This window comes from Blastococcus sp. CT_GayMR20, from assembly GCF_004570345.1.
Map to the genome: position 1 here is coordinate 1 of NZ_SPQM01000173.1, position 8,411 is coordinate 8,411.

General features: G+C 72.5%; 10 protein-coding genes and 1 pseudogene. 9 read left to right on the forward strand and 2 right to left on the reverse strand.

What is annotated here, in order from left to right; genetic code table 11:
* Positions 1 to 127, forward strand: a pseudogene (locus E4P40_RS29555) (pyridoxal 5'-phosphate synthase lyase subunit PdxS); the annotation flags it as partial.
* A gap of 15 nt (positions 128 to 142) precedes the next feature.
* On the opposite strand, the gene E4P40_RS24180 reads toward E4P40_RS29555, so the two are convergent.
* Both E4P40_RS24180 and E4P40_RS24185 read right to left on the reverse strand, forming a co-directional pair.
* Positions 143 to 523, reverse strand: coding sequence for a nuclear transport factor 2 family protein (locus tag E4P40_RS24180; protein WP_135160915.1), 381 nt, complete (start codon positions 521 to 523; stop codon positions 143 to 145).
* 8 nt (positions 524 to 531) lie between these two features.
* The gene (locus E4P40_RS24185) at positions 532 to 1,044 is read right to left on the reverse strand and encodes a pyridoxamine 5'-phosphate oxidase family protein (RefSeq protein ID WP_135160916.1); all 513 of its coding nucleotides are present in this window, start codon (positions 1,042 to 1,044) and stop codon (positions 532 to 534) included.
* A 66-nt stretch (positions 1,045 to 1,110) separates the two neighbouring features.
* Here E4P40_RS24185 and pdxT point away from each other — a divergent pair, with 66 nt between their 5' ends.
* The 8 genes from pdxT to secF form a co-directional block, all read left to right on the forward strand.
* Positions 1,111 to 1,773: a pyridoxal 5'-phosphate synthase glutaminase subunit PdxT gene (gene pdxT, locus E4P40_RS24190; RefSeq protein WP_135160917.1), complete on the forward strand. Its 663-nt coding sequence runs from the start codon at positions 1,111 to 1,113 to the stop codon at positions 1,771 to 1,773.
* Positions 1,770 to 2,522 (forward strand): YebC/PmpR family DNA-binding transcriptional regulator, encoded by a 753-nt coding sequence (locus tag E4P40_RS24195; RefSeq protein ID WP_135160918.1) that lies wholly within the window; start codon positions 1,770 to 1,772, stop codon positions 2,520 to 2,522. The genes pdxT and E4P40_RS24195 overlap by 4 nt, the downstream gene beginning before the upstream one ends.
* A 79-nt stretch (positions 2,523 to 2,601) precedes the next feature.
* Complete coding sequence (gene ruvC / locus E4P40_RS24200) at positions 2,602 to 3,171, forward strand: crossover junction endodeoxyribonuclease RuvC (protein WP_135160919.1); 570 nt, start codon at positions 2,602 to 2,604, stop codon at positions 3,169 to 3,171.
* The gene (gene ruvA, locus E4P40_RS24205; protein WP_135160920.1) at positions 3,168 to 3,803 is read left to right on the forward strand and encodes a Holliday junction branch migration protein RuvA; all 636 of its coding nucleotides are present in this window, start codon (positions 3,168 to 3,170) and stop codon (positions 3,801 to 3,803) included. Before ruvC ends, ruvA begins: the two co-directional genes overlap by 4 nt.
* Positions 3,800 to 4,972 carry a Holliday junction branch migration DNA helicase RuvB gene (gene ruvB, locus E4P40_RS24210; RefSeq protein ID WP_135160921.1) on the forward strand — a complete coding sequence of 391 codons (1,173 nt, stop codon included), beginning with the start codon at positions 3,800 to 3,802 and terminating at the stop codon, positions 4,970 to 4,972. The genes ruvA and ruvB overlap by 4 nt, the downstream gene beginning before the upstream one ends.
* Before the next feature lie 166 nt (positions 4,973 to 5,138).
* Positions 5,139 to 5,495: a preprotein translocase subunit YajC gene (gene yajC / locus E4P40_RS24215; RefSeq protein WP_135160922.1), complete on the forward strand. Its 357-nt coding sequence runs from the start codon at positions 5,139 to 5,141 to the stop codon at positions 5,493 to 5,495.
* A gap of 14 nt (positions 5,496 to 5,509) precedes the next feature.
* A complete protein-coding gene (gene secD, locus E4P40_RS24220; RefSeq protein ID WP_209305494.1) occupies positions 5,510 to 7,180 on the forward strand; it encodes a protein translocase subunit SecD in 1,671 nt (556 codons plus the stop codon).
* A partial coding sequence (secF, locus tag E4P40_RS24225; protein ID WP_135160923.1) for a protein translocase subunit SecF occupies positions 7,177 to 8,411 on the forward strand: 1,235 nt, incomplete at its 3' end. The genes secD and secF, both read left to right, overlap by 4 nt.

Below are 8,411 nucleotides of genomic sequence, written 5' to 3' on the forward strand. Positions count from 1 at the left end.
GGCGACCACGTTCCACGACGACCCCGACGTGATCGCCAAGGTCTCCCGGGGCCTCGGCGAGCCGATGGTCGGCATCAACGTCTCCACGCTGCCGGACAGCGAGCGGTACGCCACCCGCGGCTGGTGAGTCGAGGGGACCGGCCTACGCGTCGGTCCCCGCGCTGTACGGCTGGCCCGGCCAGTAGGCCCACTCCTCGAAGTCCTCGACCCGGCCGTCCGGCGCGAAGCGCAGCACCCACAGGTCCCGGTACTCCCGGGCGACCGGATCCAGGTACCGCACCTCCAGCCGGACGACGGCGTCCCGGCCCTCGACCGCGACCGGCTCCGCGGCCACCGCGAACGTCCGGCCCTCGTCGTCCCGCCAGAACGCCTGGATCTCGGCGTGGCCGACCATGGGTTCCTCGTACGGGGAGGTCCGGTAGCGCGCGTCCTCGGTGAAGAGCCGGGTCACGCCGGTGGGGTCGCCGGACCGCCAGGCGCGCTCGTAGTCCGCCACCCACCGCATCACGCCGTCGCGGTCCACGGGGCAGCTCAGGCGTCGGTGGGGAAGCGGTACCGGGTCTGCGCGAACCGGCCCTTGGCGAACGCGAGCACCTTCGTGGGGGCGACCTCGAACACGTCGGCGGATCCGCCGTCCGCGCGGTGGAACGCCCCGTGCTCAGCGGTGAAGTCCCAGTCGCCGGAGTACTTGCTGCGCCAGAGGTCGGCGAGGGTCCGCAGCCGGGCGTCGTCCCTGACCTGGACGGCCTGGCCCTCGACCACCAGGTCGAGGCCCTCCTTCCACCGGTTGGTCCCGGTGGTCAGCGCCACGTGCGGGTTCGCCGCCAGGTTCACCGCCTTCTGCTCCGACGCCCCCGTGCAGAAGTGGAGCCGGCCGTCGGCCCACACGGCCGGCAGCGGGGTGACGTGCGGCCGGCCGTCCCTGCGCACGGTGGAGATCCAGAACAGCTCGGCGCTCGCGAGCAGGCGGACGACGTCCGCCCACGGCGTCGGCGGGGACTCGGGATCACCGAAGCGGACGTCCTGCTCGGGTACGGGTTCCATGCTGTTCCCGACTCCCCGGGTCCCGGCGATTCATCGGTCGTGAGGCCGCCCGTAGCGTGGACGGTTGTGTCCAGCGATTCCGACCGGCCTGTCATCGGCGTGCTCGCCCTGCAGGGCGACGTCCGTGAGCACCTCGCGGCGCTGACCGAGCAGGGTGCCCGCGCGGTGACCGTCCGCCGTCCCGAGGAGCTGGCCGACGTGGACGGGCTCGTCCTGCCCGGCGGTGAGTCCACGACGATGGTCAAGCTGGCCGCGCGCTTCGGGCTCCTGGAACCGCTGCGCGCCGCGGTGCATGACGGCCTGCCCGCCTACGGCTCCTGCGCCGGGATGATCCTGCTCGCCGACCGGCTGCTGGACGCACCGGCGGACCAGGAGACGATCGGCGGCCTCGACGTCACCGTCCGCCGCAACGCCTTCGGACGGCAGGTCGACAGCTTCGAGTCCGACCTGGCCTTCGAGTCGCTGCCGGGCGGTCCGGTGCACGCGGTCTTCATCCGGGCGCCGTGGGTCGAGGAGGCCGGCGAGCAGGTCGTCGTCCTCGGGCGGGTCGTGGGCGGCGCCGCCGACGGTAGGATCGTCGCCGTCCGCCAGGGGAATCTGGTGGCCACCAGCTTCCACCCCGAACTGACCGGGGACCGCCGGGTGCACGCGTTGTTCGTCGACATCGTCCGCCGCCACCTGGCCGAGCAGGCCGGCGCCGACGCCGGGAACGAGAGAGGTGTGCCATGAGCGGCCATTCCAAGTGGGCGACGACGAAGCACAAGAAGGCCGGCATCGATGCCAAGCGCGGCAAGCTCTTCGCCAAGCTGATCAAGAACATCGAGGTCGCGGCGCGCACCGGCGGCGGTGACCCCGCCGGCAACCCGACCCTGTTCGACGCCATCCAGAAGGCGAAGAAGTCGTCGGTGCCCAACGACAACATCGACCGCGCCGTCAAGCGGGGGTCGGGTGCAGAGGCCGGTGGCGTCGACTACCAGGGCATCACGTACGAGGGGTACGCACCCGGCGGGGTCGCCGTCCTCATCGAGTGCCTGACCGACAACAAGAACCGGTCGGCGATGGAGGTCCGCACCGCCATGACGCGCAACGGCGGGTCGATGGCCGACCCGGGGTCGGTCTCCTACCTCTTCTCCCGCAAGGGCGTCGTCGTGGTCCCCAAGGCCGACGGCGCCGACGAGGACTCCGTGCTCATGGCGGTCCTCGACGCCGGAGCCGAGGAGGTGCGCGACCTCGGCGACACCTTCGAGGTGGTGTGCGAGCCCGGTGACCTGGTCGCCGTCCGCACCGCGCTGCAGGACGCCGGCATCGACTACGACTCGGCCGAGGCCGGCTTCGTGCCCAGCGTCTCCGTCGAGCTCGACGAGGAGAACGCCGGCAAGGTGTTCCGCCTGATCGACGCCCTCGAGGACTGCGACGACGTGCAGAACGTCTTCGCGAACTACGACGTGTCCGACGAGGTGCTCGAGAAGGTCGGGTAACGGTGTGTCGGAGGCCGGACGTCCCCGCTCGCGGTTAGCGTGGGTCGAACATCAGTTCGGCTGACGGTGGGAGATCTTCATGCGGGTGCTCGGTATCGATCCGGGCCTCACCCGGTGCGGATGGGGCGTGGTCGACGGACGCCCGGGGGCCCGGCCCGTCGCCGTGGGGGTCGGGGTGATCCGGACGATGAACGAGCTCGACCTGGAGCTGCGCCTCCTGGAGCTGCACACCGCGGTGACGTCCCTGCTGCGGGAGCACCGGCCGGACGTCGTGGCCATCGAGCGGGTCTTCACCCAGAACAACAAGGGGACGGCGACCGGCACCGCGCAGGCGGCCGGGGTCGCGGCGCTGGCCGCCGCGCAGGCGGACCGGCCGGTCGCGTGGCACACGCCCAGCGAGGTCAAGGCGGCCATCTCCGGCAACGGCCGGGCGGACAAGGAGCAGGTCACCCTCATGGTCACGCGCGTCCTGGGGCTGGCCGCCGCGCCGAAGCCCGCCGACGCGGCCGACGCCCTGGCACTGGCCGTCTGCCACGCCTGGCGGGGGCCGGCCCAGGACCGGTTGCGCCGCGCGGCGATCGCCGGCGGGATCGGAGCCCCGGTGCGCAGCACCACCCTGCCCCGGTGGACGGGGGTGGCGGCCCGATGATCGCCAGCGTGAGCGGCCGGGTGGCCGCGGTGTCGCCGAACGGGGCGGTCGTCGAGGTCGGCGGCATCGGGCTGTCGGTCCAGTGCACCCCCGGCACCATCGCCCGGCTGCAGGTGGGGGAGACCGCGCGGCTGGCGACCAGCCTGATCGTCCGCGAGGACTCGCTCACCCTCTACGGTTTCGCCGACGACGACGAGCGGCAGCTGTTCGAGCTGCTCCAGACCGCGAACGGCGTGGGCCCGCGGCTCGCGCAGGCGGTGCTCGCCATCCACCCGCCGCGGGAGATCCGCCGTGCGGTGTCGACGGCCGACCTGAAGGCGCTCATGCAGGTGCCCGGCATCGGCAAGAAGGGTGCCGAACGGCTGATCCTCGAACTGCGCGACCGGCTCGGCTCGACGACGTCGGACACCTCGCTCGACGCCCCGGGCGGCGGACTGCCGTCCGTCACCCCCGTGGCGCCGTGGCGGGACCAGCTGACCGCGGCGCTCATGAGTCTCGGCTGGAGCATCAAGGAGGCCGAGGGCGCCGTGCTGCAGCTCGCGCCGGTGGCTGACGAGCAGATCGTCGCGACCGGCTCGGTCGAGGTGGCGGTCCTGCTCCGGCAGGCCCTGCAGCTGCTGGGTCGCGCATGAGTTCCCCGTTCGACCGGCCGATGGTGGGGGAGGTGGACAGCGGCCTCGGCCAGGACGCGGCCGTGTCGCCGCAGGCAGGGGACGAGGAGCGGGTCGTCGAGTCGGCGCTGCGGCCGCACTCGCTGACGGAGTTCATCGGGCAGCCGAAGGTCAGCCGCCAGCTCGCGCTCGTTCTGGAGGGCGCCAAGCGGCGCGGCCGGCCGCCGGACCACGTGCTGCTGTCCGGTCCGCCCGGCCTGGGCAAGACCAGCCTCGCCCTGATCATCGGCTCCGAGCTCGGGACGTCGGTGAAGATCACCAGCGGCCCGGCGATCGAGCGGTCCGGCGACCTGGCCGCCATGCTGTCCAACCTCGCGCCGGGCGACGTCCTGTTCATCGACGAGATCCACCGCATCGCCCGGCCCGCCGAGGAACTGCTGTACATGGCGATGGAGGACTTCCGGGTCGACGTCGTCGTCGGCAAGGGCCCGGGCGCGACGGCCATCCCGCTCGAGATCAGCCCCTTCACGCTGGTCGGGGCCACCACCCGGGCCGGCCTGCTCACCGGTCCGCTCCGTGACCGCTTCGGGTTCGTCGGTCAGATGGAGTTCTACGAGCCCGCCGAGCTCCAGCAGGTCCTCCGCCGCAGCGCCGACCTGCTCGGGGTCGAGCTCACCGAGGACGGCTCCGCGGAGATCGCCGGCCGGTCGCGCGGTACGCCGCGGATCGCCAACCGGCTGCTGCGCCGCGTGCGGGACTACGCCGAGGTCGAGGCCGACGGGCGGGTGACGCGCGAGGTCGCCCAGGCGGCGCTCGCGCTCTACGACGTCGACGTCCTCGGCCTGGACCGGCTCGACCGGGCCGTGCTCGAGGCCCTGGTCGTCCGCTTCCACGGCGGTCCGGTCGGCGTCGCCACCCTCGCGGTTGCCGTCGGCGAGGAGCCGAACACCGTCGAGGAGGTCTGCGAACCGTTCCTGGTGCGGGCCGGCCTGCTGGCACGGACACCGCGCGGGCGCGTCGCGACGGAGGCCGCGTGGCACCACCTGGGGCATCCCCTGCCGAAGGGCGGCGCGGTGCTCGGCGGGTGGACGGGTGGCAAGCAGGGGAGCGGAGTGAGTGGAGTGTTCGGTGGGGGGACCGGCGCACCGGGGAACCCGGGTCCGTCGTCAGAGCCCCTGTTCGGCGCATAGACTCCGAGCCGCTGGCGCGCAACTCGTCAGGCCGCGGCCGTGCGCGTCCCGTCCGGTCGCCTGCGCGCGCCGTGCACGAGACCAGCAACTGACGCACCCGAGCGGGTTCCGACCGGGCCCGCACCGACCGCGGAGCGAGTCCCCGCGGTAGAGAGGCACATCTGTCGTGGAGCAATTTTTCCCGTTCATCCTGCTGGCGCTCGCCGTGGTGCTGCTGTTCGTGCTGCCCGCCCGCCAGCGCAAGCGCATGCAGGCCCAGGCCCAGGCGATGCAGGAGTCGCTGACCGTGGGCACCCCCGTCATGACGACCAGCGGCCTCCACGGCACGGTCGCCGGCCTCGGCGACAAGACCGTGGACATCGAGATCGCCCCCGGGGTGGTCGTGACGTTCGCCCGCCCGGCGATCCTCGAGATCCGCAAGCCGGCAGGAACGGTCGACGGCCGGGACACGGACACGGACACCGGCACCGACACCGGGACGCCCGGCACGACCGGCGGACGGCCGGCCGACGGCACGCTCTGATCCGGGGGACCACCGTGGCCAACCGCTCCATGCCGGCGAGCCGGTACTTCGGCGCGTTCATCCTGATCGTCGCCATCCTGTACGCCCTGATCTTCTTCACCGGCAGCACCCGGACCCCGCAGCTCGGGCTCGACCTGCGGGGCGGCACGACGGTCACGCTGACCGCGCGCACGCCGGACGGCCAGGCGCCCGACCAGGAGGACCTGGAGCTCGCCCGCCAGATCATCGAGCAGCGGGTGAACGGCCTCGGTGTCGCCGAGGCCGAGGTGGTCACCGAGGGTGACTCCAACATCGTCATCTCCGTGCCCGGGGACGACGGCGAGCAGGCCCGCGAGCTGGGCCAGACCGCACAGCTGCGTTTCCGCCCCGTGATCCAGGGGCCCGAGCCGGCGACCCCGGCGGCGACCGACAGCGCCACCCCCACGCCCACGGACGGCGCGACGCCGAGCACGCCTGGCGCGCCGAGCGACAGCGCCGCCCCGAACGACGGGTCGGTGCCCTTCGACCCTGCCGCGCCCACCACCGCCGCAGCGCCGACCGGGCCCGCCTCTCCGGTGCCGGTCGACCCGGACGCCCCGCCGGTCACGCAGGAGCAGGCCGCGGCGACCTACGCCACGCTCAGCTGTGACAGCGAGTCGACCGGTGCCGTCGACCGCTCCGATGACTTCGTCGCCACCTGCAGCGAGGACGGCGCGTTCAAGTACCTCCTCGGCCAGGCCGTCGTCGAGGGCACGAACATCACCGATGCCACCGCCGGCACCACCACGGCCACCGGCGAGTGGGTCGTCAACCTCGACTTCGACGGCGAGGGCTCCGCGGCCTGGGCGACCTACACCGCCGCCAACGTCGGCAACGCGGTGGCCATCACGCTCGACGGCCGGGTCATCTCCGCCCCCACGATCAACTCCGCCATCGCCGGCGGCGGTACCGAGATCCAGGGCAATTTCGACCAGGAGTCGGCGACCGAGCTGGCCAACCAGCTGAAGTACGGCGCCCTGCCGCTGAGCTTCACGCAGGCCACCGCCCAGTCGATCTCCACCGAGCTGGGCGCGGAACAGCTGCGGGCGGGCCTGATCGCGGGCGCGATCGGCATCGCGCTGGTCTTCGTCTACGCGCTGGTGTACTACCGCCTGCTCGGTCTGGTGATGATCGCCAGCCTGGCGCTGTCAGCCGTCGTCGTCTACGCCTGCCTGGTCCTCCTCGGTCGGCAGATCGGCTTCACGCTCAGCCTCGCCGGCATCGCCGGGTTCATCGTCTCGATCGGCATCACGGCGGACTCGTTCGTCGTCTACTTCGAACGGCTCAAGGACGAGATCCGCGAAGGCCGCTCGCTGCGATCCGCCGTGCCCCGGGCCTGGGTGCGCGCGCGGCGGACGATCCTCTCCGCGGACGCGGTCAGCTTCCTCGCCGCGGCGATCCTCTACGTGCTGGCGATCGGTGACGTGAAGGGCTTCGCGTTCACGCTGGGCATGTCGACGGTGCTGGACCTCGTCGTCGTGTTCCTCTTCACGCATCCGCTGATGGCCGTGCTCGCTCGGTTCCGGGCCTTCGGCAGCAGCCGGATCTCCGGCCTGGGCCAGGTGGAGCACACCCGTCGGCCGGCCCCGGCGGAGGACGACTCCCGGGAACTGGTCACCGCTGGCACCGCGCCCGGCACGGGCGCCCGGAACAGGAGTACCTCATGACCCGCGACGACGTCCGCGATCCCGAGGATCGCGAGGCCGGGGACGAGATCCCGGTCGGCACGGACGCCGACGAGGTGCAGGACGCCGGCGAGGTCGTGGCCGAGGCGACGGAGTCCGCCGACGAGGAGGCCCTGGTCGACGCCGGGCTGCCCCGTCAGGGTGCCCGCCCGGCGAAGGACGGGGGGGTCCGCCGCCCCGAGCGACGCGCCTCGCTGTCGCACCGCCTCTACAACGGCGAGGCGGGACTCGACGTCGTCGGTCACAGCCGGCTGATCTACAAGGTCACCGCCGTCGTCGTGCTGCTGTGCATCGCGTCGATGGTGTTCCGCGGCTTCAACTTCGGCATCGACTTCGCCGGCGGCAACAGCTTCCGCCTGCCCGGCACCAGCGAGCAGCTGGTCGAGGTGCGCGAAGCAGCCGAGGGGACCGGCGCCGAGGTGGCCAGCGCCCAGATCGTCGGCGGCAACACGATCCTCCTGCGCACCGAGCAGCTCGACACCGACGCCGAGCGCGCCGTGACGGACGCGGTCGCCGCTGCCGCCGGCGTCGACCCGTCGGACGTGAGCGAGGAGGCGGTCAGCGCCGAGTGGGGCAACGACATCACCGACCAGGCGCTCATCGCCCTGGCGGTGTTCCTGGTCGCCGTCATCGCCTTCCTCGCGCTCCGGTTCGAGCCCAAGATGGCCGTCGGGGCGATCGCCGCCCTGGTGCACGACATCGTCCTCACGGCCGGCGTCTACTCGCTGATCGGCTTCGAGGTCACGCCGTCCACGGTGATCGGCTTCCTGACCATCCTCGGGTTCTCGCTGTACGACACGGTCGTGGTCTTCGACAAGGTCGACGAGAACACCAAGGACCTCGAGCGCAGTGCGCGGATGACGTGGAGCGAGGCGGCCAACCTTGCCGTCAACCAGACGCTCATGCGGTCGATCAACACGTCGGTGATCGCACTGCTGCCGGTCGCCGGGCTGTTGTTCGTCGGCGCCGGGCTCCTCGGCGTGGGCACGCTCAAGGACCTCGCGCTCGTGCTGTTCGTCGGCCTGGCCGCCGGGGCCTACTCGTCGATCTTCCTGGCCACGCCCATCGTGGCCGACCTCAAGGAGCGGGAGCCCGAGGTGCGGGCGCTCCGAAGGCGGGTGCAGGCCCGGCGATCGTCGGCGCTGCGCACGGGCGGCGTGCGGACTGCCGCGCCGACGAACAGCACGAGCGCGAGGTCCTTGTGCGTGCCCAC